Below are 24,927 nucleotides of genomic sequence, written 5' to 3'. Positions count from 1 at the left end.
CTAGCTTCCCTTGTTCACGACGCGCGTGGTGCGCGGGATCGCAACCACGGCGTCATCGGCGACCAGCACCAGATCGATGCCGCGCGGAAACAGTGCCTCGTTCACACGCAAGCGCTCGAACAGGTCGAAAGGCTTGATCGACGCATGAAGCGTGGCGACACCATCGATGCCCGGGCCGCGCAGCTCGAAACCGCGGCCCGCGTCGAGGCTATCGACCTGGAGGATCAGCGTGGTCGAGCGGTCGGGATATTCGTTCGTGCCGAGCGCGAAGCGCTCCAGCGCCGGCAGCGACCCGCCGTCACTGATCAGCGCGAATGCGGCGATCGAGGAATCCTGCACCACCGGCGCGCCGGTATGAAACTTCAACCATTTCACGACATCGGAAGCTTCCGTCATCCGCGCGTCGAGCCAGAGCGGCGTGTCATGGTCGAACAGCGTCAGCGCGATCGCGGCCGTGCCGCGCATCATCGTAAGAGCCGTTCCGGCCGTCGGCACGATGCGCTGGACCGAGCCCGGCCGCGCCATCGCGTCCATGACCGAACGAAAGGTCGATTGCGCCGACAGCACCTTGTCGGCGAAACCCGGGGGCAGTTCCGCAATCGTGGTCATGATCTCACCCCTCACCGCGCACCATGGTGTAGAAATCAACCTTCGTCGCAGCGGTCTCGGCCGCCGCCTGTTTGCGCCTGACCATAAGCTGCTCACGCAACGGCGCGATAATTTCGCGCTCCACCGCTGCGCCGAAATCGCTGGACTGCACCAGCGCATCGCACAGCGCGATCAGCCGCGCCTTATCGCCGTCGCGCCCGAGCGTGTAACCGAAGCCGACCTCGCCGCTCGCGAGCCGCACCGCGGCGCGCGAGACCGTGGCTTCGCCGAGATTGAACGGCGCGCCGTCGCCGCCGACCCGGCCGCGCAGCATGACGAGGCCGTTTTCCGGTGCGCGCAGATCCTGATGGGCCGGCAGGGCGAGAGCGCGGAGGCGGGCGGCGATCTCGCCCGCCTCCGCGTGCGCCAGCACGGCCATCGCGGCCTTGCGCTGGGCTTGCTGATTGTTGTGCTGGGTCACCAAATCCACCGAATGTTTCTGCCGAACTTGCCGAATCCAAGTTGTCTATGATACTAGACAACTTGATACGAGAGCGCCATGACTGTTTCGTGACAAAGATGTGATTTCTGGAGTAGCTTGCCGGCAATATGAGCATGCAGGACACAGCCTCTTCGGGCGTCGCGCTGTGGCGCCTCGTTGCCGACGGCATCGAGCGCGGCATCGCCGACGGCCGCTTTGCGACCGGCGACAAGCTGCCGGGCGAGATGGAGATTGCCGAAACCTATCGCGTGAACCGCCACACCGTGCGGCGGGCGCTGGCGGCGCTTGCCGAACGCGGCATCGTGCGCGCCGAGCGCGGCAGCGGAACCTATGTCGAGGCGCAGAAGCTCGCCTATCCGCTGCGCTCGCGGACCCGCTTCTCCGAGATCGTCGGCGCCGAGGGCCGCGAACCGCACGGCCGCCTGATCGAAGCGTCCGATGATGTCGCAACCCGCGAGGTCGCGCGTGAGCTTGGCTTGAAAGTCGGTGCGCCGCTGGTGCGGATCGAGGCGATCCGCCTCGCCGACCGGACGCCGATCTGTGTCTCCACGACGTGGCTGTCGGCCGAGCTGTTCCCGAATGCGGGAGTCGTATTCGCGGCGACGCGCTCCATGACCAAGCTGCTCGAGCATTACGGCGTCCGCGACTACCGCCGCGGCGCGACCCGCATCACCGCCGGCATCGTCGATGCGACGGACGCCGCACGGCTTGATCTGCCGCTCGGACGGCCGATCCTGGTGGTCGACGCGACCGACCACGATCTCGACGACAAGCCGCTGGTGACGAAGCATTCGCGGTTTGCGGCGGAGCGGGTGGAGTTTCTGGTGGAGTCGTAGGCTCTTCCCCTCTCTCCGCGAAACCGGAATCGTAGGGCGGGCAAAGGCGCATTGATGATCAGACCACCGCCCGCCGCCCGATGATGGCAAAACGCAGCTTGCTCGAGATGAAATCGATCGCGGCGACTGCGACAAGGATCATCAGGATCAGGAACGACACCTTCTGCCACTCCAGCACGCGAATCTGTTCAGCGAGCTGGAGGCCGATGCCGCCGGCGCCGACGATGCCGATGATGGTGGCCGAGCGCGTGTTGGATTCGATGAAATAGAGCACCTGGCCGGCGATCACGGGCAGGACCTGCGGCAGCAGCCCGAAGCGGATCTCGTGCAGCGCGCTGCCGCCGGAGGCGCGGATGCCTTCGACCTGCTTCTGGTCGGCGCCCTCGATCGCCTCGGAGAACAGCTTGCCGAAGGCGCCGAAATCCGACACGGCGATGGCGAGCACGCCGGCGAACGGGCCGAGCCCGACGACGTTGATCCACACCAGCGCCCAGATCAGCGTGTCGACGCCGCGGATCGAATCGAGGAAACGGCGGATCGGAAAGCGCAGGATTTTCGACGGAACCACGTTGCGCGCGGCAAACAGGCTGACCGGAAGCGCGAACAGCGCAGCCAGCGTGGTGCCGAGCAGCGCAATCGAGAGCGTCTCGCCCATCGCCTTCAGATATAGCGGCAGCGACGAGCCGGGATCGGGCGGGATCATCATCATGCTGATCCAGCCGAGCTGGCTGAGGCCGTTGAAGAGCCGCGACGGAGAGAAATCGAGGTCGACGAGGCCATAGATGAAAATCGCGAACGCTGCGACGATCATCGTCGGCGTCGCGAGCCGCGCCGCGGCCGGCCGCCCGAACACATCGGGATAGCGCGCGCGCATCTGCGCGGCATCGACTTCGGGCCGCTTGCTCACGTCCGCGCCTCCTTGCCGAACAGTCGGCCGCGCACCCAGCCGGTCGTGATGTCGATCAGGAAGACCGTGACGATGATCGTCACGAGAATGGCACTGACATCGGAGTAGTAGAACTTGCGGATCGCGACGATGAACTCCTGTCCGATACCGCCGGCACCGACGAAACCCATCACCGAGGCCTCGCGCACATTGATCTCGAAACGCAGCAGCGCGTAGCTCGCGTAGCCGGCCGAGACCTGGGGCAGGATCGCAAAGCGCATGCAGGACAGCCAGCTCGCGCCAGTCGATCGGATGCCTTCGACCGGCTTCATGTCGGCATTCTCGACGATCTCGGAAAACAGCTTTCCGAGCGCGCCTGTGGAGTGGATCGCAATCGCGAGCACGCCAGCCATCGGGCCGAGACCAAAGGCGATCACGAAGATCAGCGCGAATACGATGCCCGGCACGGTACGGGCGAACTCGAGCAGCCGCCGCACCACGAAGCGCAGCCAGGGTCCCGGCGAAGTATTCTCGGCCGCGAAGAAATTGAGCGCGAACGCGAACACCGCTCCGATCAGCGTGCCGACATAGCTGATCAGCAGGGTCTCGGCGAGCAGCTTCAGCCAATTGCGCCACCCCCAGAACCACTCGCCAAAATTGGTCCAGACCCGCTGGCCGTTGTCGAGCGTGAGAATACGGTCGAAATAGCTGATGAAATTGCCGAAATAAGTGAAGAAGGTGCGCAGGTTAACTTCGGCGCCGATCGAGGCCACGATCAGCGCAGCAACAAACAGCCCTGCACCTGCCATAAGCCGCAGGCGCTTGCGGGCAACCGCCTTGCGGTAGGCCACATTCAGCACCGCGAGCTGCTGTTCGGGGAGAATCGAAACGGCGAGCGTCATGTGTCGGGCGGTCCATCAAGAAAAAGAGCCGGGTCCATCGACCCGGCTCCAGTGCATCGTCCTGACGTGATCAGGACGCCTTCTTGCGCAGATTGTCGACGAACTTGATCAGCTCGATGGTCTTGTTGTAATCGTCATTGACGGTCGGCTCCCACGGCTTGTTCTTGCCGTCGGAGAGCTTCTTGAACGCCTCGGGATCCTTCTGCGCCGCCTCAAGGAAGGCCTTCTTGATCGCCGCCTTCATGTCGTCCGGGAGGTCGCTGAGATAGGCGTAGGGCGAGTTGATGATGAGGTCGGACTTCACGATGATGCGGAAGTCTTCCTTCTTCATCACGGTGCCGTCAGCCGACTTCACCATGCCTTTGTTGAGCATGCGGGTCAGGTTGGAATCGTCGTCGGCATTCCACCAGTTGGCGGCGACGTCGACCGTGCCCTGAGCCAGGGCCAGCACGGCGTTCTCATGGCTGCCGGTGAAGATGACCTTGGAGAAATAGGCGTCGGGATCGATGCCCATCTGGTTCAGCTTGAAACGCGGCATGTTGTTGCCTGAGGTCGAGTTCGGATCGACCAGGCCGAGATTCTTGCCCTTGAGCTCTTCGACCTTCTGGTACGGCGACTTCGCCAGCACGTAGAACACCGAGTAGTAGCCCTTCGAGCCGTCGGCGTTGACGTCGATCACGAAGGCGTCGGTCTTGACGCCGGTCAGGCGGGCGCGCGCGAACGAGGCAGGGCCGTAATAGCCGATATGGATGTTGCCGGCACGCTGGCCTTCGATGACGGCCGCGTAGTCGTTGGCGACACGCAGGGTCACCTTGATGCCGAGCTCCTTCGACAGATAGTTGACGAAAGGCCCGTAGCGCTCGGTGACGCCGGAGCCGTTCTCGGCCGGGATCACGGCGAAGGTGATCTCCGGATATTTCGTCTTCCAGTCTTCGGCGGAAGCAGATCCGGCAAAGGCGAGCGCGGCGGTGCCGGCAAGAACTAGTCTGCGAGTGATCATGGTACCCTCTCCATCGGTTGGGGTCGGTTGACGCAAAACTGGCAACTAAGCAGATGAGGCGCCGCTCAGGCGGCGGCCGCCGTTCCAAGCGCTGGAATGCCCTCGGGCGCCGGTACAGGCGTGCCGCCCATGACGTCCGTGGCTTCGAGATCGTAAAGCTCGCGCGCGACATGGTCGGTCAGCTCGGCCGGCGCGCCGTCGAACACCACGCGGCCCTGCGCCATGCCGATCAGGCGGTCGCAATAGCTGCGCGCCAGGTCGAGCGAATGCAGGTTGCAGAGCACGGTGATGCCAAAGTGCTTGTTGATGCGCAGCAGCGCATCCATGACGATCTTGGTGTTGCGCGGGTCGAGCGAGGCGATCGGCTCGTCGGCGAGGATGATGTCGGGTTGCTGCACCAGCGCGCGGGCAATCGCGACGCGCTGCTGCTGGCCACCGGAAAGCTGGTCGGCGCGCTGGGCGGCGAGCGAGGCGATGTCGAACTGTTCGAGCGCCGACATCGCCAGCGCCTTGTCAGTCTCGGGCCAGGTCTGCGTCAGCGAGCGCCAGGCCGGCATCGTCGCGAGGCGCCCCATCAGGACGTTGGTGAGAACATCGAGCCGCCCGACCAGGTTGAACTGCTGGAAGATCATCGCCGAGCGCGCCCGCCACTGCCGCAACTCCTTGCCGCGCAGCGCGGTGACGTCGAGGCCGTCGAACAGGATGCGGCCCTGCGTCGGCGTCGCGAGGCGATTGATCATGCGCAGCATGGTCGACTTGCCAGCGCCGGAGCGCCCGATCACACCGACGAAGCCGCCGGGGGAAACTTGAAATGAAGCGTCGTCCACCGCGGCTTTCACGCCGAAGCGACACGTCAGACCTTCCACCACCAGCATGCAGGGCTCCAGAGTATGCTGGGACCAACCGCTATCGCTGGTGCTTGACACTTGTGTGACACGCGCGCTGCGGTGCGACGATCATGCACACCTTCCCTTGTCATCACATCGTCATGACGTTGTCATCAAGCCGCTCGAAGAGGTACGCCCGCCCTCGATCTTATGGATGCCGCATGGCCGGTAAAGCGCTCTCGGTCGAACCGACCATCGATTCCACGGCGAAGCTCCATGAGACCAGGCTCGGCACCTATACCGAAGTCGGCGCGCGCACGATCCTGAATGAAGTCACGATGGGCAACTACTCCTATGTTGTGAACGACGCGCAGATCACCTACGCCACCATCGGAAAATTCTGCTCGATCGCGGCGATGACGCGCATCAACCCCGGCAATCATCCGATGCATCGCGCGACCCAGGCGCATTTCACCTATCGCTCCAGCGCCTACTTCCCCGGCGAGAGTGACGACACCGAGTTCTTCGGCTGGCGGCGGCAGCACCACGTCCATATCGGCCATGACGTCTGGATCGGCCACGGTGCCATCGTGCTGCCGGGCCGCAACATCGGCACCGGCGCGGTGATCGCCGCCGGCGCCATCGTCACCAAGGACGTGCCGGCCTACGCCATCGTCGCCGGCAATCCGGCCCGCATCATGCGGCGTCGATTTTCGGAAGAGGTCGCAGGGCGGCTTGCCAGGCTCTCCTGGTGGGATTGGGATCACGACAAATTGCGTGAAGCACTGCCCGGTTTCCGCAAGCTCGGGATTGAAGATTTTCTTTCGACATACGAAGCACGGGCAAGCTCCTCCCGCAGCAGCAAGCGAAGCGCGGTCGCGTGACAGACATCTTTCTCGAAGGCGGCCGCGCCCTGATCGGCTCCGAACTCGTCGAGACTTCGATTCTCGTGTCCGGAACGGACATTGCGCAGGTCGATGCCTCGCGCGACCGTGCACGGCTGGCGCTCGATGCGGGCAACCTGCTGGTGCTGCCGGGCATCGTCGATCTGCACGGCGATGCCTTCGAGCGCCAGATGATGCCGCGCGCCGGCGTCGACTTCCCGATCGACGTGGCGCTCGCCGACAGCGACCGTCAGGCGATCAGCAACGGCATCACCACGGTGTTTCACGCCACGACCTGTTCGTGGGAGCCGGGCCTGCGCAGCGCCGGAAATGCGCGTGGCTTGATGGAGGCGATCGAGCGGCAGCGCCCGCAGTTCGCTGCCGACACCCGCTTCCACCTGCGGCACGAGACCTACAATCTCGAGGCCGAAGCCGAGATCAGCCAGTGGCTCGCCGAGGGCCGCGTCGACCTGTTCGCCTTCAACGACCACATGGACGGGGTCGTTGCCGACATCTCCAACCCGCGCAAGCGCAACCGCATGGTGGAGCGCACGGGATTGTCGAGCGAGGATTTCGACACCCTGGTCGCGCACATCGTTTCGCGCGCCGCCGACGTTCCCGCTTCGATCACCCGGCTCGCCGCCGCGGCCCGGGCAGCGGAGGTGCGCATGCTCTCGCACGACGATGCGACGCCGGCGATGCGGCAGGAATTTCGCGCCATGGGGGTGGGTATCGCGGAGTTTCCGATCAACGAGGAGACGGCGCGGGAGGCCGCGAGCCACGGCGACGCCATCGTCTACGGGGCGCCGAACGTCGTGCGCGGCGGCAGCCACACCGGCTGGACCAAGGCATCCGACATGATCGGCAAGGGCCTCTGCTCGGTGCTGGCGTCGGACTATTACTATCCCGCGCAGCTGCTCGCCGCGTTCCGTCTAGCCGCCGACGGCGTGCTGCCGCTGACGCAAGCCTGGGACCTGGTTTCCGCCGCGCCCGCGCGCGCGACCGGCCTTGCCGATCGCGGTGTGCTCGCGGAAGGACGGCGCGCGGACATTCTGCTGGTCGACGACAGCGTGCTGCTGCGGCCGCGTCTGATCGCGGTGATATCAGGCGGCAAGCTCGTCCATCTTACCGATGCGACGCGGCTGCTCGCAGCAGTGGCAACGCCGCGCGAGGCTGTCGTCGCGGCCTAAATTCGTTATGCTGAGGCAATGACAGGTTTTCCCCGCTACGCGATCTATTTTGCCGCAGACGCCGACAGCGCCCTCTCCCGCTTCGGCGCCGAGCTGCTCGGTTATGACGCCACCACCGGCGACGAGCTGCCTTTTCCCGCCGACGCAACGCATCTCGCGCCGGACTGGCGCGACATCACCGCCGATCCGCGCAAATACGGCTTTCACGGCACGCTGAAGGCGCCGATGGCGCTCGCGCCCGACAAGAGCGAGGCCGATCTCATGGCGGCCTGTGCCGCGTTCGCAGGCAAGGCGCGGCCTATTCCCGTGATCCGCCCGGTCGTCGATTCCATCAGCGGCTTCATCGCCGTCATCCCGGCCGTGCCGGTCGACGCGCTTCAAGAGCTCGCCGCAGACTGCGTTCGCGATTTCGATTCCTTCCGCGTCGCTCTCACCAGTGAGGACCGCGCGCGGCGCAAGCCCGAGAAGCTCAGCGAACGGCAGCGCGACAATCTCGATCGCTGGGGCTACCCTTACGTGATGGAGGAATTCCGCTTCCACATGACGCTGACGGGGCGGCTGGACGCGGAGCGGCGCGGGCCGATTCTGGACATGCTGCGGGCGAGGTTTGCGACGCTCGGTCTCGACACGCTGGCGATCGATCGCATCGCACTGTTCAGGCAGGACGATGCCAAGGCGAGGTTTCGCATCATCGGCGAGTGGGCTTTGACGCGATAGGCGTCAGTGCCAGCTCGCGAGATTGAAGACGAGCGCCACAACGCCAACCAGAACGAGGCTGGTCGCCCAGATGACATCCAGATTGAACCAGCTTCGCGAGACGAACCTTAATCCCAGATGACGATAGACCAGCCACGCCAGACATCCGCCGGCGCTGACCATGGCGGCCACGTGCACCAAAGACACCAGCACCGCCATCCCGAGACTTGCCTTCATCAGCGCGCCGGCAGCCTCATGGCCGGCATCGAGTTCGAAGGCCTGGCACAGCCCGAGATAGATCGGCACGAGCATCAAGGCGGCGCCGTGAGCAATGGCAACCGCAAATGACCAGAGCGCCAATTGCGTTGGCGGAATTCGTGCCAGCGTGCGCGGATGGCGCCGCTCGACCAGCCGATAGACGCCGAAGCCGATGACGAGAAGGCTCGCGCCGAGCTGGATCGAATGCTGCCACTTGGCCAGCACGAGCAGGAACGCGAATGGCAGCAGCACGAGAAGTGTTGCCAGGAGATGTCCGGCCGCCAGAGCCCACAACGCACGAAAGAGCGCGCGCGGGCTCCTGTCCATGAGCCCGGCCGAAACGGCGAGCGGCCAGCCCATTCCCGGATTGACCCCGTGATAGAGGCCGCTCGCAACGAGGGCGAGCCACAGCCAGCCGAGGCTCGCGTGTGCCCAATCTAGGCCGACGGGTAGCAAAAGGAGTCCGTCGAACAATCGCCGCCTTCCAGCCTGATCTGGTGCGCACGATATCCGTCGGGGAAGCTCACGAAGTAGTTCTTGTCGAGCTCGAGGCCGCCATTGCGACCGACATTGGCCATGACCTCCACACCCGGAACGCCGTCGGGATAGAACTGGTCATCCCAGGTGGAATAGAGCGAATTGGTCCAGTACACGCGCCTGCCGTCGCGGCTAATCTCCACCATCTGCGGACCGGCCGCAAATGCCTTGCCGTTCGGATGGGGGGTGCGGCGCGCGATGCCGCCGATGTGAACCGAGCCCGCAAGCTTCGGCTTTCGCGGATCACTCACGTCGTACTGGCGCATTTCACCCGTGCCCCAGCACGAGACATAGAGAAACCGGTCATCCATCGACAGGTCGATATCGGTCACCAGCGGTGGCACGGCACCAAAGCCCTGGAGCAGCGGCGGGAGCTTCTCCTTTGGCGCGGGCTCGGGCGGGATCGTCGCTGTCTTCTCCGCATGGAAACTTCCGCCTTCGCGCCACCAGGTCCAGATCGATGCTTCGAGATTCGTGGTGTCGACCACAACGCCTACGAAGCCGTATTCGCGAACCGGATCGTGCGCCGGCCGTACCTCCAGCGCCATCTGATGATTGGCGCCAAGGTCGATGGTCTGCACGTTGCGACGGGCGCGGAGATCCCAGAAGTGGAGACGATGGCCATACTTATTCGCCAGCAGGTCTTCCGGGACGATCCCGTTCTCGAACTGCGGCGGCAACGCCCATTCGCTCGTCACCATGTAGTCGCGCGGCAGGTTCCACCAGAAATCATAGTGCAGCGTCTGCGGACCGCGGTCGATCTCCCATCGTCCAAGGATCTCGAACGTCTCGCAATCCATGATGAAGACGCCTGGAGGCCCGTTGGTGCCGTCCTTGCCGCCGCCGCCCAGCGTGCTCACATAGATGCCGTCCGGCCCGCAATGGATGGTATGCGGCCGCGAATAGCCGGTCTTTTTGAAGACTTCTTCGGGCTCGATGATCTTGTGGATTTTGGCTTTGGTCGGATCGGGCTTGGTATCGATGATGTAGATCCGCGACGAGCGTATCCCGGGGATGATGAGATAGCGTCGCTCGATGAAGGCATGTCCGGCGAGCGGCGACAAGGCGGAGGAGCAGGCATTCCAGCCAAAGTGATGAAACTCATCGCCCTTGTTGGGCATCGTCACCGTGTGGACGATTTGGCTGTAGGTCTGCGATCCCGGCTTGACGTCGATGACCGCGAGAGCATCGGGTTTTGAGAAGTCCGGACTGAGCAGCAACGTGTAGGCAAAGTTCTCCGCAGGCGCTTCCATCGCCAGCTTGGGCGATGCGTGAAAGGTGGGATCCGGCCTCATCGTCATGGCACTGCCTCCCTGTTTCGTCGGCTTGCTCCAACCTGGCCCGGAATAGCGGCATATTGAGGAGCCGCTAGGCGGCGTCTTGGGAAGCTCCGCGGACCTGGTTGGCGGGCGTATAATACGTCATCGTCGGCCTGCGGGAAACAGCCCGAACCGCGCTGATTCGACGCTTTCAATCACATGGAAGCCGGTGGGAACAGGCCAAGCGCGCACCTCACACTCGGCTTCGCCCGCGCAAAGGCGGTGTTGCCGAGAGACCTAGCGACAACCGAATGGGTGCAACACTACTTCCCCCACCGCAGCGCCAGCGCATCGCGCTCCTTCGCGAGCTCCAGCAACCCTGCCCGCGTCGCCGGGTGCAGCGGCTGGAGCGGATGGCGCACCGCATCCGACTTGATCACGCCGCCCGCCTGCATCATCGCCTTGCAGGCGATCAGGCCGCATTGGCGGTTTTCGTAGTTGATCAGCGGCAGCCAGCGCTCATAGGCGGCTTTCGCCTCCTCGCGCCTGCCCGCGAAATAGGGATCGATGATCTGACGGATGCCGTCGGGATAGCCGCCGCCGGTCATGGCGCCGGTGGCGCCGGCATCGAGATCGGCCAAGAGCGTGATCGCCTCCTCGCCGTCCCAGGGACCCTCGATGTCCTTGCTGCCAGCCTCGATCAGGCTGCGCAGCTTTGCGGCCGCGCCCGGCACCTCGATCTTGAAATAGCGGATGTTGGAGAAGTCGCGCGCGAGCCGGGCAAGCAGCTCGACCGAGAGCGGCGTGCCCGCCACTGGCGCGTCCTGGATCATGATCGGAATGTTGATCGCGCCCGAGAGCACCTTGAAGAATTCGACCACGCCTTTCTCCGGCACGCGGAAGGTCGCGCCGTGATAAGGCGGCATGACCATCACCATCGCGGCACCGGCGGCCTCGGCCTGCTGGCTGCGCGCGGCGCAGACGGCCGAGCTGAAATGGGTGGTGGTGACGATCACGGGAACCCGGCCTGCGACATGCTCCAGCACCGCATGCATCACGGTCTCGCGCTCGGCATCGGTGAGCACGAACTGCTCGGAGAAATTGGCGAGGATGCAGAGACCGTTTGAGCCGGCATCGATCATGAAATCGATGCAGCGGCGCTGGCCCTCGAGGTCGAGCTCGCCGCGCTCGTCGAAGATGGTGGGCGCGACCGGGAACACGCCGCGATAGGGGCGCTGGGCCTTGTGGTGTGGCGTAACCGGCATCGAACTCTCCATCCCTGATAGGCTATTACGTCAGTTGCTGCGCTCGTGCAGCACGACAGATGTACCCGGCGCGCGGATCGGCGGCAATGCCGATCCGCACGCCGTTGGGATGCAGAGATATCGAATTACGCCGTTTTCACCGCGCCGAGGAAGCCTTCGACCGCGACGCGGAGACGATCGGAATCGGCCGACATCTTCTTCACGGACTCGAACAGCACCGTGCCGGCGTTGCCGGTCTCCTCGTTGAGCCTGGCGACGCTGCCGATGGTGTCAGTGACCTCGCGGGTTCCCTGCGCGGCCTGCTGGAAGTTGCGCGATATCTCGGTGGTGGCCGCGCGCTGCTCCTCGACGGCGGCCGCAATCGCCGTCATCTTCTCGTCGATCCCGCCGATGGCGCCGCCGATCGACCGGATGGCAGCGACGGCCTGGCCCGTGGCGCCCTGAATCTCCTCGACCTGGCGCGAGATCTCTTCCGTGGCCGTTGCGGTCTGGGCGGCGAGGTTCTTGACCTCGCCGGCAACCACGGCAAAGCCGCGGCCCGCTTCGCCGGCCCGCGCGGCTTCGATGGTCGCGTTCAGCGCCAGGAGATTGGTCTGACCGGCGATGGCGTTGATCATCTTCACGACCTCGCCGATGCGGCTTGCCGTCTGGTCGAGGATCTCGACCGTCGCGTTGGTCTGCTCGGCCTGCGCCACGGCCTCGCGCGCCTCACGCGCGCTGGCCTGCACCTGGGCGGAAATCTCGCCGACGGATGCGGAGAGTTCCTCGGTCGCGGCCGCGATGGTCTCGAGATTGTTCGTGGCCTGCTCGGCGGAGGAGGAGACCGCCGCGGTCTGGCTGCTCGATTCCGAGACCAGCGAGCCCACGTCGGTCGCGGTCGCATCGAGTTCCCTGGCCGACGCAGCGACGCTCTGGATGACGGCCTGCACGGTGTCGTCGAAGCTGCGACACGCTGCATCGACTGTGCCGGAGCGGGCGAGCTGGAGCGCCTGCTGCGATTCGCGTTCCTGGCCCAGCCGTTCCGCGGTCGCCGCACTCTCGCGCAGGCTTTCGAGCGCGGCCGCCATGGTGCCGAACTCGTCGGGATATCTGGATTGCGGAACGGGCGTTGCGTAGTCGCGGGCGCTGATCTTGGCGATGGCGTCGAGGATGGCGCGCACCGGGCGCATGAGGCGATTGCGCACCACGAACACGCCGGCCAGGGTAACGGCCAATGCGAGCAGGAACGCGAGCGACTGCACGACGAGATTGGAGAGCGCCTTGGCCTGAACGGTCTCGGCGCGCGCGATCGACTGATCCAGCGCTTTGTTCGCGACCCCGACGATGAGCGGGAACGGCGACTGGCACAGCGTGTTCCACTCCGAGGCGGGAAGCGCGGGCTTGCCGCTGCCGTCGAAATTCTTGGTGATCTCGCCGATCTGCTTCATGACACCATCGGTCTTGGCCTTGGCGTCCGTCGCTGCGGTGACGAGCTCCGCCGCCACGTCGGGCGCAGCCAGCAATTCGGCCATGCCCGCCCAGCCGGAAGCGATGGTGCCGTCCCATTGCGCCAGCGACCGTTTCTGGTTGTCGTCGAGCGGCTTGCTGCTGTTGACGTTCGAGCGAAGGGACGAACAATGGATTCCATAACGGTCGCGCACCTGCCAGGCAAAGCGCCGGACCTGGATCATGCGGGCGATGAAGGGGTCGTTCATCCAGGCACGGTTCGACACCGCGGTGGAGGCGAGGTTGGCCGTGTCGATCACCTTGGTGACGGCATCGTACCAGGAGTTGGTCCGCTCGATCTTGCGTTCGGCGCGCGGACGCTTGGCTTCGTCGTAGAACAGCTGGAATTGCGGAGCGGCTTCGCCCCAACGCTGCTTCAGCGTGCCGGCGAGCTCGTCACGGCGGGCGAACTCGATCGTTGCGAGCGCAGCGCCAATGGCGTCATAGCCGCCCTGCTCGGCCTTCTCCGCTGCTTCGAGTTTGGTGCGCGGATCGTCGTCGCCGAGGATTGCGCTCTGGGCATCGCCGCGATTGTTTCGCAGCGACAGAACGCCGTGGAAGATCGCCTTGTCGGCGGCGGCGAGCCGCGCGGTTTCGAGACTGTCGCTGTAGCGGCCGAACGCCCCGACCATCTGGAGCGCCGTAGAGATCAGCGCACCGGCGGCGAGCAGGGCCATCAAGGTCAGGAGGAGCGAACTTACCGATTTCTTAAACATTGTCATGAGCCGGGGGCCTACTTTTTCGAGCGCCACCTTGCCCCGGGACATGCCAATGTTTCGTTAAGCTTTTAATCGAATTGCCGTGAATTTCAGCCCTGACAGACCCTCCACGCAGCGCCCGATGTCACGCGAGTTTGGTGAAATCCGGCGGGCGCCGCTCGGCGAAAGCGGTGAAGGCCTCGCGCGCCTCGGCGGTGCGCAGACGCTGTCCGAACTGCTCGCCCTCGGCGTTCATCTGCGCGACGAGCGCCTCGCCGTTGCGCATCAGCTTCTTTGTGGCGATGAGCGCGCCGGCCGGCTGACGGGCTAGGCGCAGCGCCAGCGCGAGCGCCTCGGCGTCGAGCTGGCCCAGCGGCACCACGCGGTTGGCGAGCCCCCATTCCAGCGCGGATCTGGCCGGCACCGTCTCGCCGAGCGCGAACATCTCGTAGGCGCGCGCGTAGCCGATGCGCGCCGGCATCAGCAGGCTGGAAGCGGCCTCCGGCACCAGCGCCAGGCTGACGAAGGGCGTCGACAATTGCGCATTGTCGGCGAGCACGACGAGATCGCAATGCAGGAGCATCGTTGTGCCGACGCCGACGGCGCGGCCTTGCACGGCGGCGACCAGCGGCCGGGTGCAGCGCGCCAGCGACTGGATGAAGCGCACGACGTTGCGGCTACCTTCGGACTTGCCCGCGGCGACGGCGGCGAATTCTCCGACGTCGTTGCCGGCGGTGAACATGTCGCCCTCGCCGCGGATCAGGATCACGCGCGTCGCCGGGTCAGACTCGGCGGACTCGATGGTGTCGGCGAGCTTGCCGTACATCGCATCGGTCAGCGCGTTCTTCTTGTCGGGACGCGCCAGCGTGAGCGTGAGGATTCCACCGTTGTTCTCGATCCGGACCTGGTCAGTCATTCGTTTGCTCCTCTTGGGAATTTATCCTGGATGCTTGTCAGCCAGCGCGCGACGATGTCGATCTCCGCGCTGGTAAATCCTTCCGTCAACGCCGCATTGACTTCGGCAGCGCCGGCTTTCGCCTGCGCCAGAGCCGTGCGGCCTTTCGGCGTCAGCCAGATGCGCCAGGCGCGTCCGTCCTCGTGGTCCGCGCGCCGCTCGACCAGTCTGGCGGCCGCCGTGCGATCGACGAGGCCGGAAATCCCGGCCGGCCCCAGATCGAGCGCCGCGCCCGCCTCGCCCATCAGGACGCCGTCCTGCTTGCCGAGGATGAACAACAGCCCCGCCTGCGCGGGTGTCACATCAGTCTCGGGCTGCGCCGCCATCCAGCGCTGCAAGCGCCGCTGCGCAACGCTCAACAGGTAGATCAGCCGATGATGCTTCGCGCCGGCCTCATTATTTCGCATGCGAAATACATAGCCCAGGCGGATCGGATTGTCAAAAGCGCATTGCTAGGCCCCGCGCGGCGCGACAGCCATCCAGGAACAGCGCCGCGCAGCGTCGCACGCGCCGCTCGATCTGCTGGCGCGACGGCAGAGGCATGCTGCCGTAAATCGCAGCGCGCTGCGGCGCCGATGCGACCATGCCGATCAGCATGCCGGCCACCTCCTCCGCATCGTCGATGGCGATACGCTTGCGCTTGACCTGGACGCGCAGCCAGCCGGCCAGCGCCCTGACGGTGCGGGAAATGCCGTTTTTGTAGAAATTCAGGGCAAGCTCGGGGAATGCGGCGGATTCCTGCAGCACCATGCGCTGCAACGCCACGACCTCCGGATCGAGCGCGAGATCGGCGCAGGCGAGCAACGCGGCGCGCAAGCCGGTTTCGATATCGACCTCGTCGCTGGCCTGCAGATCGACGGCGGAGAGCAGCCGCTCGAGCCGGTCGGCACACATCGCCTCGAACAGCGCGGCCTTGCTGGGAAACAGACGATACAGCGTCCTGGTCGAGATGCCGGCGTGGCGCGCCAGCTCCTCGGTGCTGGTCGCCGCATAGCCTTCAACGGCGAACGCGTGCCGCGCGGCCTCGAGGACGATCCGCTTCGTCTCCTCGTCGCAGCGCACCGGCGGCCGTCCGCGCGGGCGGCTTTCGCCCGAAGATCTTGCGCTTTCCGATTTTGCCTGAGCCATGTCTTTAAATGATGCCTGTCATTCCATTGACAATTCCGAAGCTAGTCTCATTTTGGAAATTATCAAGTTTCCTAATTCCGGGGAGCCGGCCATGACCGTCCACACCACCCCCTCTGCTGCCGCCCAAACCGCCATTCCCGCGACCGCGCCGGAAGGCGTCCTGCCCGCCGCGCCGAGTGTCGTCCGCCGGCAAACGCCCAACATTCGCAAACTGTTGCTGATGGGTGCGGCGATCGTCGCGCTGACCGGCGCGAGCTGGTACGGCTACGACTACTGGACCGTCGGTCAGTACCTCGTCTCCACCGATGACGCCTATGTGAAGGCCGACAACACCACCATCGCGCCGAAGGTCAGCGGCTATCTCGACCGTGTCCTGGTCGGCGATAACGAGCATGTGAAAGCCGGCCAGGTGCTGGCCAGAATCGACGACCGCGACTTCCGGGTCGCACTCGACCAGGCCAAGGCCGACGTCGCCGCCGCGAACGCGACGGTGACGAGCAAGGAAGCGCAGCTCGACGTTCAGGAAGCCGTGATCGCAGCGGCGAGAGCGACCATCGATGTCGACAATGCCGCGAAGCTTTTCGCCAGGCAGGAGAACAAGCGCTACACCGATCTTGCCGCAACGGGCTTTGGCAGCGTGCAGAACGCGCAGCAGGCGCAGGCGCGCGATGCCGGCGCCGACGCGGCGATCCAGCGCGATATCGCCAATCTCACCTCCGCACTCAAGCAGGTCGACCTCCTGAAAGCCGAGATCCTGCAGGCCAGGGCCGCGGCCGCCCGCGCAGCCGCGCTCCAGCGTCAGGCCGAGCTCAATCTCGGCTACACCACGATCGTCTCCCCGATCGACGGCGTGGTCGGCAACCGCTCCTTGCGCGTCGGCCAGTTCGTGCAGGCGGGCACGCAGTTGATGGCGATCGTGCCGGCCGAAGGCGCCTACGTCGTCGCCAATTTCAAGGAGACGCAGCTCACGCATGTGCAGCCGGGCCAGAGCGTCGATATCGAAGTCGACACGTTCCCGGGCCAGGTCATGCACGGCCACGTCGATTCGATCGCGCCGGCCAGCGGCCAGGAATTCGCGCTGCTGCCGCCGGACAACGCGACCGGCAATTTCACCAAGGTCGTGCAGCGCATCCCGGTCAGGATCGCGCTCGATGCCGGGCGTGGACCCGCAATTGCGCTCCGTCCCGGCATGTCGGTGATACCGACCATTGCAACACGTTCGGCCGCGCCGACCGCAAATGCGGCAACGACGCCCAAAGCCAAGCTCGTTTCTGGAGGGTCGTGCCATGTCAAACAGCCTCTCAATTTCGACGCAAGCCACACCGGCCGCGACGCCTGATCGCACGGCGAGCGACCCCAACCGCGCGAGCGCCGCGACCTGGATCGCCGTGCTCGCCGCCATGATCGGCTCGTTCATGGCGATCCTGAACATCCAGATCACCAACGCCTCGCTGCTCAACATCGAAGGCGGCATCGGCACCGGCGCCGACAACGGCTCATGGATCTCGACGTCGTATCTGATCGGCGAGATCATCGTGATCCCGCTGACCGATTATATGAGCCGCGTGTTCTCGTTCCGCTGCTACATGCTGGCGAGCGCGACGCTGTTCGCCGCCTTCTCCGTCGCCTGCGCCTTCACTCATGATTTGCCGTCGATGATCGCGATGCGCGGCCTGCAGGGCTTTGCCGGCGGCGTGCTGATCCCGATGGCATTCACGCTGGTGCTGACCAAGCTGCCCAAGCCGCAACAGCCGGTCGGCCTCGCGATCTTCGCGCTGTCAGTCACCTTTGCTCCCGCGATCGGCCCGACCATCGGCGGTTATCTCACCGAGAACTACGGCTGGCGCACCATCTTCTTCGTCAACGTGATCCCGACGGCGGTGATGGTGGCCGCGCTCTATCTGACGCTGGAGCGGCAGAAGATGCAGCTTGGCCTGCTGAAAGAGGGTGACTGGGGCGGCATCTTCACGATGGCGATCGGGCTGTCGGCGCTGCAGGCCGTGCTCGAGGAAGGCAACAAGGACGACTGGTTCTCCTCGCCCTTCATCGTCAAGCTGGCTGTGATCGCAGCCGTGAGCCTCTCGTTGTTCGTCGCGATCGAGCTCACGATCGAGAAGCCGCTGATCCGGCTGCGCCTGCTCACGCAACGCAATTTCGGCTTCGGCACCGTCGCGATGACCATGGTCGGATTCGCGCTGTTCGGCTCGGTCTACATCCTGCCTGCCTATCTCGGCCAGGCGCAGGGCTACAATGCCGAGCAGATCGGCAACGTGCTGGCCTGGACCGGCCTGCCGCAGCTCGTGCTGATTCCGCTGATCCCGAAGCTGATGCAGCGCTTCGACACGCGCTACATCGCCATCACCGGACTTCTGATCTTCGCCTATAGCTGCTTCATGAACACCGCGATGTCGACGGACTATGCCGGAGACCAGCTCTGGATCCCGAACATCGTGCGCGCCGTGGGGCAGGCCATGGTGCTGACGCCGCTGACCTCGGTGCTGACGGGCGGCATCGCTCCGCAGCATGCGGCCGCGGCCTCCGGCATCAGCAACATGTTCCGCAACCTCGGCGGCGCGATCGGCACGGCGACGCTCGCGACCATCATCACCAAGCGCGAACAATTCCACTCCAACATCATCGGCCAGTCGGTCACGCTCGGCCGCGAGGAGGTCCGCGCCCGCATCGCACAGATGACGAACTACTTCATGGCCCACGGCGTGCCCGACCCCAACGCCGCACGCGAGCAGGCCATCATCGCGCTCGGCAAGACCGTGAAGCGCCAGGCGCTGGTGATGGGCTATTCGGACGCCTTTGCCGTGATCGGAATCGTGCTCGTGATCGCCGCCATCGCGGTCCTGCTGACGCGGCGCGTGAAGGCGGCGGGCGGACCGGCACATTAGGACCTCACCCATCGATTGAAATTTCGCGGCTGCGAGGAACCGCTGCTCAACCGGCTCCTCAACGAAATGGACGGCTTGAAGCAGGACGCTGACATCTTGTTCGTGCTGACCACCAACCGTCCCCAGCAGCTTGAGAGCGCGCTCGCCGGCCGCCCCGGCCGTATCGATCAGGCCATCGAGGTGCCTCTTCCTGACGAGACCGGCCGCAGCAAGCTGGTCCGACTCTACGGCAAAGGGCTGCCGCTCGATGAGGCCGTCGTCGCCGAGGCCGCCCGGCGTAGCGAGGGCACGAGTTGTGCCTTCATCAAGGAGCTGGTGCGGCGCTTGGCGCAGGCCAGCCTCGCGCGTGACGGCGGCAACTCCGTCGTTTCCGCCGAGATCGACGAGGGGCTCGACGACATGCTGTTCTCCGGCGGACGGCTGAATGCGCAACTGCTCGGTGGCGCGCAGGCGATGGCGGCGGGATGACACCCGCCACCATGGCGGTTCGCTCAGATTCGTCTCACGGCGCGCAGGTGAAACTCGACGCCTCCGTCACCGCACCCGACTTGTAGTGCGGCCAGCCCGGCCAGCGGCATAGCGGCATCGCGCGCAACGTCGCAAACGACGGCGCCTCGACCTTCTGCTCGGCAACCTCCAGGTCGCCGGGCGCCTTGCCCTTCTCGACCCAGTCGACCAGCACGCTCAGCATGTCGACATTGGCCGGTGCGCCGGAGCCGACGTGATCGACACCGGGCGCGGTGTAGAGCCGCGCGAACTCCGCCGTCTCCGCCTTGCCCAGCTTGCGCTCGACGCTCTCGAAATAGCGGATGCCGGCATAGGGGCTCTGCGCGTAGTCCGCCATGTGCTCGAGCATGATCAGCCGGCCGCCACGGGCGCGAAAACGGCTGAGATCGGGATCGGTCGAATCCATCAGGCTCGATACCTCGAGCAGCCGCGCCTTGTGGTCCTCGACCTTGTAGGTGGTGACGTCGAGCTTGGGGTCGCGTGCGAACACGTATTGGATGCCGCCGGCGCCGTAGATCCAGGCGATGCCATTCTTGGGCGCGGGCGGCTGCGCGGGCGGCGCGGTGCCGAGCCACCACGCGATCCAGCCGCCGGTTGGGCCGACGGCCGGCGTGTCCTCACCCGAGACGCCCCAGCCCGGATAGTCGTCGAGACCATTGGCAAGTGCGAACGGGAATTTGTAGGTCGCGTGCAGCGTGTTCACCGCGTCGATCTGCGCATCGGTGAGGCACTGGTCGCCACTCTGACCAGGCACGCAGCGCAGCGCCTCGACCTTGAACGCGGCCTTGCACGCCACGGGATCCTGCACCAGCGCGTCGTCGGAGCCGTCGGCCTTGTCGCAAGCTGTGCGCACAGCATCGCCCACGAGCTTCACCTGCGCCGGATTGATCCAGCCGTCACCCATCGTCACGAGACCCGAGCGCGTGCCGGCATGCTGCAGGCCGACCCAGTTGATGACAGGCACGCGGGCGAAGATGCCGTCGAAATCGTCAGGGTAGCGCTGCGCCATGGTGAGGCCTTCGCGGCCGCCTTCGGACGAGCCCATGAAGTACATTTTCTCCGGCCTCTTGCCGTAGGCGCGCTGCATCAGCCCGACGGCGGCATCGCGCACCTTCTTGTAGGCGCGATGGGCGAAATTCTCGAACGCTTCGTCGTTGAGCGCGAACAGCTGCGGCGGCTCACCCGGCTTTGACTCATGGCCGGAATCGGTCCCGTAGGTGACGAAGCCGCGCGCGAGCGGCGACGGCTTGTCGAACGGATAGGCCGGCGGCAGCGCAAGGCCGGTGATGAGCACGCCGTTGAAGCCGCCGCCGCCATATTGCAGCGAGCGACCGTTCCATTCGACGGGAAGATTGACCTGAAACCTGATCGGCGGCGCCTTGGGGTCGGTGGGATCGATATGGCCGAGCACCTTGCAGAAGCCGGGATTGGCCGGAATGATGCGCCCCGATGGCGTCGGCCCGCGTTCGGCGACGGCGATCTGCGACGGCGCCAGGAAGGTCGCGGAATCAATCGTCACGGCGTCCGCGCTGCCGGCGAGGCCCTTGCAGACCGTGTCCGCATCCTCGGCGAGCGTCTCCGCCGACGCGGCGCCGGCGCCCAGCGCGGCCGCCGTCCCCACAAGCAACGCACAGACCTTCACACGCATCCGCGCCATCATTTCCCCCTGCTTTGTTGTTTTCGTTCGTTCCATCAGGAGGCCTCATTCAAGGCCACCTCCGGCCGGTCGTCAATGCAGTGCTAGTGCTCGAACACCAGCCGCGCGCCGACCGTGCCTTCGAGGCTGCGGATCTGCGCAAGCAGCGCGGCTGAATCCTCGCCGCCGAGGTCGGCGTCGAGCACGACGTAGCCGAGGTCGCCGGCGGTCTCCAGATATTGTGCGACGATGTTGATGTCGCGCTGGAGGAATACCTCGTTCAGACGGCGCAGCATGCCGGGCACGTTGCGATGGACGTGGCTGAAGCGCGCGCCGGCGGGGCGCAGATGCAGCTGCACCTCCGGGAAATTCACCGCCCCCATGGTCGAGCCGGTGATGAAATAGTCGACGAGCTTGCGCGCGACCTCGCCGCCGATGCGCTCCTGCGCCTCCTCGGTCGAGCCGCCGATATGCGGCGTGAGGATGACGTTCTCGAGCCCCTGCATCGGGCTCTTGAAGCGATCGGAATTCGACGAGGGCTCGACCGGAAACACGTCGATGGCGGCGCCGGCGAGATGGCCGTCGCGCAATGCTGCAGCGAGCGCATCGAGATCGACCACGGTGCCGCGGCTGTTGTTGATCAGGAACGAGCCGGGCTTCATCGTGCGCAGCTCCTTCTCGCCGATCATGCCGGCGGTCTCGGGCGTCTCCGGCACGTGCAGGCTGACCACGTCGCTCTGCGCCAGCAGCTCTTCCAGTTTCTCGACCGGCTCGGTGTTGCCGTGGCGGAGCTTATCGGTGCGATCATAGTAGATCACCCGCATACCGATGGCCTCGGCCAGCGTCGATAGCTGCGAGCCGATATTGCCGTAGCCGACGATGCCGAGCGTGCGGCCGCGCACCTCGCGGCTGCCGGTCGCCGATTTGTCCCAGCCGCCGTCATGAGCCGACACCGAGCGAGGGAAGATGCGCCGCAGCAGCATCACGATCTCGCCGATCACGAGCTCGGCGACGCTGCGCGTGTTGGAGAACGGCGCGTTGAACACCGGAATGCCGCGCTTGCGCGCCGCCATGAGATCGACCTGGTTGGTGCCGACGCTGAAGCAGCCGACTGCGAGAAGCTGGTCGGCCGCCGCGAGCACGTCGTCGGTGATCTGGGTGCGCGAGCGGATGCCGAGCAGCGACACGCCCTTGAGCGCCCGCCGCAGATCCTCGCCGTCCAGTGCCTTGGTCAGCCGCTCGACATTGGCGAAGCCCGCGCTTCTGAACAGGTCCACGGCGCTGTCGTTGACGCCTTCGAGCAGCAGCGCCTTCGCGTTCCGCTCAGGGCTTTGGCCTGGGGCTGGCATAGAATCTCCATAGGTAGACTTTGCCGCAGCTCATAGACCGCAGGGCAGACTCAGCACAATAGGGTTTGGAGATGGGGAGAAGATGGCCGGGCGGTAGTCAGATGACGTAGAACCCGTGCGTGCCGTCGCGGCGGAGCTGCTCGACCAAACCGTACTCCCAGTCGAGATAGGCCTGCATCGCGCGTTCGGCGACATCGGTGCCCTCATAGGGGCGGCGGTAGCGGTGGGCCGGGTCGGGCTTCGGCAACACCCGCGGCGGGCCGACCTGGAGCGCGCCGTCATAGCCGCCCTCGAGCACGTAAACCTCCCAGCCCATCTGCGCCAGCCAGGATGCCGTCATGTCGGCCCGGACGCCCTTGTCGTCGCTCAGCAGGATACGCGCGCCCCGCACAGGCGCGGCCATGTCGGTCTCCTGGACCAGCTGCCCGCCAGGATAATGGCGGAAGCCGGGGAGATGGCCGGCCGCATATTCTTCCGCGTCGCGCACGTCGAAGCGATAGAGCGTGCGCTCCGTCTGCGCCGCGAGCGCCCCCGCCTCGCCCGCGCCGACATGGCGAACACCGGCGCGATAGGCGACGTCGCGCGCATTGGCCGGACCGCCCTCGAAGGGTCCGATCGCCCCGCGCCGGTCGGCGCCATGGTTGAGCGTATGCCGCGCCAGCGTCCAGCCGATGGTGCCGTTGCGCAGCGCCCGCACCTTGTTGGGCACGCCGGCATTGATCAGCGACTGGGTGCCGATGATCGAGCGGGTGCGGCCGGCGCAATTGACGATGATGGTGGTGTCGGGATCGGGCGCCGCCTGGCCTGCCCGCAACACCAGCTCCGCGCCGGGTACGCTGACCGAGCCCGGAATGTTCATCGTCGCATATTCGTCGAAGCGGCGGACGTCGAGGATGGCGATATTGGCCCTGTCCGCAATCAGTTTTGCCACCTCGTCGGCACTGAACGAGGGGGTGTGCCTGCGCGACTCGACCAGCTCGCCAAAGGCCTTGGAATAGGAATTGACGTCCTCGAACATTTGATAGCCGGCCGCGCGCCAGGCCTTCAGCCCGCCGTCGAGCGCGCTGAGGCTGGTATAACCGAGTGCGGCAAGCCGTTCAGCGCCGGGCGCGACCAGTCCCTCGCCGTCGTCATAGAGTACGATCGCCACATCTTTGCGCGGCAGCCTCACCTCGGCTTCGACCGCGATCCTGTCCGCAGCCATGTTGGCGGCAAACAGCGGATGACCGGTCGCAAAGGCGGCCTCGTATCTGAGATCGAGCAACGCGATCTCCTCGCGGAGCAGCAACGCGCGGCGGATGTCGGCGGGAGTGACGTTGGTGAGCTTCATGGCAAAGACCTTGGCGAGGACAGGCCACGGGTTTTGAACGATCGTCGCGCGCTTGGCTAGCCTTCGCGCCGGTTCACTCGCCCGAAACCAGCCGCCCGAGCGGGGGCTGCGCCGGGCGCCGCAGCCTGCGGCGCGACAGATAAAGCAGCACGCCGGTGACCGCGAACAGCGGCATCAGCGCTGCCGCGATCATGAACGCCAGCTTGCCGGGCCAACCCAGAATTGCGCCGCGGTGGATGTCGAGCAGATTTGCGATGGTCTTCTCGCCGAGGGTCTTGTCGGCGTAACGCTCCGCGGAAACGAATTGGCCGGTGGCTGCATCGACGCGGAATTCGTCACGGGTGGTGTCGAGGGTGGAGTCCTTACCCCAGGAGCGGATCCGTATCGCCGTGCCCGGACCGGCGGGAAGCGTCAGCAACGCCCTGGAGAAATGGTCGCCCTCTTCGCGCTGGAACGTCGTCCACGCACGATCGAAGCCCACCGCCTGAGCCGGCTCGGGATGGCCGGGTGCGCGCGGCTGCTTCGGCTGCATCTTCGCCGCAGCGACTTGCGGACGCGACAGCAGCCGGACGACGCCATCCTTGTACCAGTCGAACGAGTACCACAGGCCGGTAAGCGTCATCACGAGATAGATCGGCAAACCCCAGGTGCCGATCACCGCATGCAGCGACCGGTGCAGTCCGCGCCCGCTGAGCCCGAGATTCGGCTTCAACCACGTCTTCACGCTGCCGACGTGACGCGGCCAGCGCAGCACGAGACCAGAGATGAGCATGACGATCAGGCCGAGCGCGGCGATGCCGGTGGTCTGACGCCCCCACCCCTTGGCATCGCCGGGAATCAGGAGCCAGCGATGCAGCCGGCGGACGGTCGCGAAAAACTCCTCACCGCGCGGCGATCCCAGCACGCGAGCGTCATACGGATCGACATACAGTGAGGCCGGCCGCACGCCCTGCACGTCGCGGCCGAAGCGAACATGCACCGCGGCCGACGGATCGCTCGACAGCGTGACGGCTGCCACCTTGCCGGCATCCTGCCCGGCCTTAAGCCGCGCCACCAGTTCGTCGGGCATCAGCGGCGGCGCCTGACGCGGCGCGACCTGCATGATGCCGCCGTTCAGATAGTCGCCGATCTCGTCCTCAAAACTCATGATCGCGCCGGTCAGCGCGATCACGGCCAGCAGCAGCGCGAGCACGAGACCCGCGATGGAATGGACCTGGAGCAGACCGGCCTTGATCGCGCGCCCCATCCTACGCATCGCTCCCGATCTCCATGATCGGCACGATCCACAAATCGGCATGGGCGCACCGCG

24 protein-coding genes are annotated in these 24,927 nt (G+C 65.6%); 7 read left to right on the top strand and 17 right to left on the bottom strand.

The features are described from left to right. Positions 1–609 carry a phosphonate C-P lyase system protein PhnH gene (phnH, locus tag JQ572_RS00835; protein WP_211381097.1) on the bottom strand — a complete coding sequence of 203 codons (609 nt, stop codon included), beginning with the start codon at positions 607–609 and terminating at the stop codon, positions 1–3. A gap of 4 nt (positions 610–613) precedes the next feature. Continuing rightward, a complete protein-coding gene (phnG, locus tag JQ572_RS00830; protein ID WP_211381096.1) occupies positions 614–1,078 on the bottom strand; it encodes a phosphonate C-P lyase system protein PhnG in 465 nt (154 codons plus the stop codon). 119 nt (positions 1,079–1,197) lie between these two features. On the opposite strand from phnG, the gene phnF reads away from it, so the two are divergent. Further along, positions 1,198–1,926, top strand: coding sequence for a phosphonate metabolism transcriptional regulator PhnF (phnF, locus tag JQ572_RS00825; protein ID WP_211381095.1), 729 nt, complete (start codon positions 1,198–1,200; stop codon positions 1,924–1,926). A gap of 58 nt (positions 1,927–1,984) precedes the next feature. On the opposite strand, the gene phnE (JQ572_RS00820) is transcribed toward phnF, so the two are convergent. The 4 genes from phnE (JQ572_RS00820) to phnC all read right to left on the bottom strand — a co-directional run bounded on the left by phnE (JQ572_RS00820) (position 1,985) and on the right by phnC (position 5,589). After that, positions 1,985–2,800 (bottom strand): phosphonate ABC transporter, permease protein PhnE, encoded by an 816-nt coding sequence (gene phnE / locus JQ572_RS00820; RefSeq protein ID WP_249128848.1) that lies wholly within the window; start codon positions 2,798–2,800, stop codon positions 1,985–1,987. Positions 2,801–2,829: 29 nt separating this feature from the next. Beyond that, complete coding sequence (gene phnE, locus JQ572_RS00815; RefSeq protein ID WP_211381093.1) at positions 2,830–3,714, bottom strand: phosphonate ABC transporter, permease protein PhnE; 885 nt, start codon at positions 3,712–3,714, stop codon at positions 2,830–2,832. A gap of 70 nt (positions 3,715–3,784) precedes the next feature. Beyond that, positions 3,785–4,714: a phosphonate ABC transporter substrate-binding protein gene (gene phnD / locus JQ572_RS00810; RefSeq protein ID WP_211381092.1), complete on the bottom strand. Its 930-nt coding sequence runs from the start codon at positions 4,712–4,714 to the stop codon at positions 3,785–3,787. A gap of 65 nt (positions 4,715–4,779) precedes the next feature. Next, a complete protein-coding gene (gene phnC / locus JQ572_RS00805) occupies positions 4,780–5,589 on the bottom strand; it encodes a phosphonate ABC transporter ATP-binding protein (RefSeq protein ID WP_211381091.1) in 810 nt (269 codons plus the stop codon). A gap of 173 nt (positions 5,590–5,762) precedes the next feature. Between phnC and JQ572_RS00800 the strand changes: the two genes are divergently transcribed. From JQ572_RS00800 to JQ572_RS00790, 3 genes are read left to right on the top strand one after another with little or no spacing between them, the layout of a single operon-like run. Next, positions 5,763–6,425: an LbetaH domain-containing protein gene (locus tag JQ572_RS00800; protein WP_211381090.1), complete on the top strand. Its 663-nt coding sequence runs from the start codon at positions 5,763–5,765 to the stop codon at positions 6,423–6,425. Continuing rightward, on the top strand, positions 6,422–7,615 hold the full coding sequence (locus tag JQ572_RS00795; protein WP_211381089.1) for an alpha-D-ribose 1-methylphosphonate 5-triphosphate diphosphatase: 1,194 nt from the start codon (positions 6,422–6,424) through the stop codon (positions 7,613–7,615). Before JQ572_RS00800 ends, JQ572_RS00795 begins: the two co-directional genes overlap by 4 nt. A gap of 18 nt (positions 7,616–7,633) precedes the next feature. Next, on the top strand, positions 7,634–8,332 hold the full coding sequence (locus JQ572_RS00790; protein WP_211381088.1) for a DUF1045 domain-containing protein: 699 nt from the start codon (positions 7,634–7,636) through the stop codon (positions 8,330–8,332). A gap of 3 nt (positions 8,333–8,335) precedes the next feature. Here JQ572_RS00790 and JQ572_RS00785 read toward each other — a convergent pair whose 3' ends face one another. The 7 genes from JQ572_RS00785 to JQ572_RS00755 form a co-directional block, all read right to left on the bottom strand. Beyond that, the gene (locus JQ572_RS00785) at positions 8,336–8,929 is read right to left on the bottom strand and encodes a hypothetical protein (RefSeq protein WP_249128846.1); all 594 of its coding nucleotides are present in this window, start codon (positions 8,927–8,929) and stop codon (positions 8,336–8,338) included. Positions 8,930–9,006: 77 nt separating this feature from the next. Then, positions 9,007–10,407: a selenium-binding family protein gene (locus tag JQ572_RS00780; protein ID WP_211381086.1), complete on the bottom strand. Its 1,401-nt coding sequence runs from the start codon at positions 10,405–10,407 to the stop codon at positions 9,007–9,009. Positions 10,408–10,688: 281 nt separating this feature from the next. Then, the gene (locus JQ572_RS00775) at positions 10,689–11,630 is read right to left on the bottom strand and encodes a dihydrodipicolinate synthase family protein (RefSeq protein ID WP_211381085.1); all 942 of its coding nucleotides are present in this window, start codon (positions 11,628–11,630) and stop codon (positions 10,689–10,691) included. 125 nt (positions 11,631–11,755) lie between these two features. Next, positions 11,756–13,837: a methyl-accepting chemotaxis protein gene (locus tag JQ572_RS00770; RefSeq protein WP_211381084.1), complete on the bottom strand. Its 2,082-nt coding sequence runs from the start codon at positions 13,835–13,837 to the stop codon at positions 11,756–11,758. Between the two features lie 121 nt (positions 13,838–13,958). Beyond that, positions 13,959–14,729 (bottom strand): enoyl-CoA hydratase, encoded by a 771-nt coding sequence (locus tag JQ572_RS00765; protein ID WP_211381083.1) that lies wholly within the window; start codon positions 14,727–14,729, stop codon positions 13,959–13,961. Next, positions 14,726–15,175, bottom strand: a complete 450-nt coding sequence (locus JQ572_RS00760) for a MarR family winged helix-turn-helix transcriptional regulator (protein ID WP_211381082.1) — start codon at positions 15,173–15,175, stop codon at positions 14,726–14,728. Before JQ572_RS00760 ends, JQ572_RS00765 begins: the two co-directional genes overlap by 4 nt. Positions 15,176–15,206: 31 nt before the next feature. Further along, entirely contained in the window at positions 15,207–15,830 is a 624-nt protein-coding gene (locus tag JQ572_RS00755) for a TetR/AcrR family transcriptional regulator (RefSeq protein ID WP_349643083.1), read from the bottom strand. 157 nt (positions 15,831–15,987) lie between these two features. Here JQ572_RS00755 and JQ572_RS00750 point away from each other — a divergent pair, with 157 nt between their 5' ends. Genes JQ572_RS00750 through JQ572_RS00740 form a run of 3 tightly spaced genes read left to right on the top strand, consistent with a single transcriptional unit; the run spans position 15,988 to position 19,264 of the window. After that, on the top strand, positions 15,988–17,235 hold the full coding sequence (locus JQ572_RS00750; RefSeq protein WP_211381080.1) for an HlyD family secretion protein: 1,248 nt from the start codon (positions 15,988–15,990) through the stop codon (positions 17,233–17,235). Further along, positions 17,183–18,796, top strand: coding sequence for a DHA2 family efflux MFS transporter permease subunit (locus JQ572_RS00745; RefSeq protein WP_211381079.1), 1,614 nt, complete (start codon positions 17,183–17,185; stop codon positions 18,794–18,796). Before JQ572_RS00750 ends, JQ572_RS00745 begins: the two co-directional genes overlap by 53 nt. Positions 18,797–18,811: 15 nt before the next feature. Then, entirely contained in the window at positions 18,812–19,264 is a 453-nt protein-coding gene (locus JQ572_RS00740) for an AAA family ATPase (protein WP_433996193.1), read from the top strand. A 34-nt stretch (positions 19,265–19,298) separates the two neighbouring features. On the opposite strand, the gene JQ572_RS00735 is transcribed toward JQ572_RS00740, so the two are convergent. The 4 genes from JQ572_RS00735 to JQ572_RS00720 all read right to left on the bottom strand — a co-directional run bounded on the left by JQ572_RS00735 (position 19,299) and on the right by JQ572_RS00720 (position 24,873). Beyond that, complete coding sequence (locus JQ572_RS00735; RefSeq protein ID WP_211381078.1) at positions 19,299–20,960, bottom strand: tannase/feruloyl esterase family alpha/beta hydrolase; 1,662 nt, start codon at positions 20,958–20,960, stop codon at positions 19,299–19,301. A gap of 83 nt (positions 20,961–21,043) precedes the next feature. Then, positions 21,044–22,288, bottom strand: coding sequence for a phosphoglycerate dehydrogenase (serA, locus tag JQ572_RS00730; protein WP_211381077.1), 1,245 nt, complete (start codon positions 22,286–22,288; stop codon positions 21,044–21,046). Positions 22,289–22,385: 97 nt separating this feature from the next. Continuing rightward, the gene (locus tag JQ572_RS00725) at positions 22,386–23,618 is read right to left on the bottom strand and encodes a rhodanese-like domain-containing protein (protein WP_211381076.1); all 1,233 of its coding nucleotides are present in this window, start codon (positions 23,616–23,618) and stop codon (positions 22,386–22,388) included. Between the two features lie 73 nt (positions 23,619–23,691). Then, positions 23,692–24,873, bottom strand: coding sequence for a PepSY-associated TM helix domain-containing protein (locus JQ572_RS00720; RefSeq protein WP_211381075.1), 1,182 nt, complete (start codon positions 24,871–24,873; stop codon positions 23,692–23,694). Between the last annotated feature and the right edge of the window lie 54 nt (positions 24,874–24,927).

It is taken from the genome of Bradyrhizobium sp. SZCCT0153, assembly GCF_018129995.1.
In the GTDB taxonomy this organism is placed as follows: Bacteria; Pseudomonadota; Alphaproteobacteria; order Rhizobiales; family Xanthobacteraceae; genus Bradyrhizobium; species Bradyrhizobium japonicum_G.
Note: the sequence above shows the minus strand (reverse complement) of the source record. Positions and strands in the feature narration are given on the sequence as shown.

Coding starts and splice junctions, on each gene's coding strand:
- phnH (WP_211381097.1), bottom strand. CDS start 609: ATGACCACGATTGCGGAACTGCCCCCGGGTTTCGCCGACAAGGTGCTG.
- phnF (WP_211381095.1), top strand. CDS start 1,198: ATGAGCATGCAGGACACAGCCTCTTCGGGCGTCGCGCTGTGGCGCCTC.
- phnE (WP_249128848.1), bottom strand. CDS start 2,800: ATGCGCGCGCGCTATCCCGATGTGTTCGGGCGGCCGGCCGCGGCGCGG.
- phnE (WP_211381093.1), bottom strand. CDS start 3,714: ATGACGCTCGCCGTTTCGATTCTCCCCGAACAGCAGCTCGCGGTGCTG.
- phnD (WP_211381092.1), bottom strand. CDS start 4,714: ATGATCACTCGCAGACTAGTTCTTGCCGGCACCGCCGCGCTCGCCTTT.
- phnC (WP_211381091.1), bottom strand. CDS start 5,589: ATGCTGGTGGTGGAAGGTCTGACGTGTCGCTTCGGCGTGAAAGCCGCG.
- JQ572_RS00800 (WP_211381090.1), top strand. CDS start 5,763: ATGGCCGGTAAAGCGCTCTCGGTCGAACCGACCATCGATTCCACGGCG.
- JQ572_RS00790 (WP_211381088.1), top strand. CDS start 7,634: ATGACAGGTTTTCCCCGCTACGCGATCTATTTTGCCGCAGACGCCGAC.
- JQ572_RS00785 (WP_249128846.1), bottom strand. CDS start 8,929: ATGGGCTGGCCGCTCGCCGTTTCGGCCGGGCTCATGGACAGGAGCCCG.
- JQ572_RS00780 (WP_211381086.1), bottom strand. CDS start 10,407: ATGACGATGAGGCCGGATCCCACCTTTCACGCATCGCCCAAGCTGGCG.
- JQ572_RS00775 (WP_211381085.1), bottom strand. CDS start 11,630: ATGCCGGTTACGCCACACCACAAGGCCCAGCGCCCCTATCGCGGCGTG.
- JQ572_RS00770 (WP_211381084.1), bottom strand. CDS start 13,837: ATGACAATGTTTAAGAAATCGGTAAGTTCGCTCCTCCTGACCTTGATG.
- JQ572_RS00765 (WP_211381083.1), bottom strand. CDS start 14,729: ATGACTGACCAGGTCCGGATCGAGAACAACGGTGGAATCCTCACGCTC.
- JQ572_RS00760 (WP_211381082.1), bottom strand. CDS start 15,175: ATGCGAAATAATGAGGCCGGCGCGAAGCATCATCGGCTGATCTACCTG.
- JQ572_RS00750 (WP_211381080.1), top strand. CDS start 15,988: ATGACCGTCCACACCACCCCCTCTGCTGCCGCCCAAACCGCCATTCCC.
- JQ572_RS00745 (WP_211381079.1), top strand. CDS start 17,183: ATGTCAAACAGCCTCTCAATTTCGACGCAAGCCACACCGGCCGCGACG.
- JQ572_RS00735 (WP_211381078.1), bottom strand. CDS start 20,960: ATGGCGCGGATGCGTGTGAAGGTCTGTGCGTTGCTTGTGGGGACGGCG.
- serA (WP_211381077.1), bottom strand. CDS start 22,288: ATGCCAGCCCCAGGCCAAAGCCCTGAGCGGAACGCGAAGGCGCTGCTG.
- JQ572_RS00725 (WP_211381076.1), bottom strand. CDS start 23,618: ATGAAGCTCACCAACGTCACTCCCGCCGACATCCGCCGCGCGTTGCTG.
- JQ572_RS00720 (WP_211381075.1), bottom strand. CDS start 24,873: ATGCGTAGGATGGGGCGCGCGATCAAGGCCGGTCTGCTCCAGGTCCAT.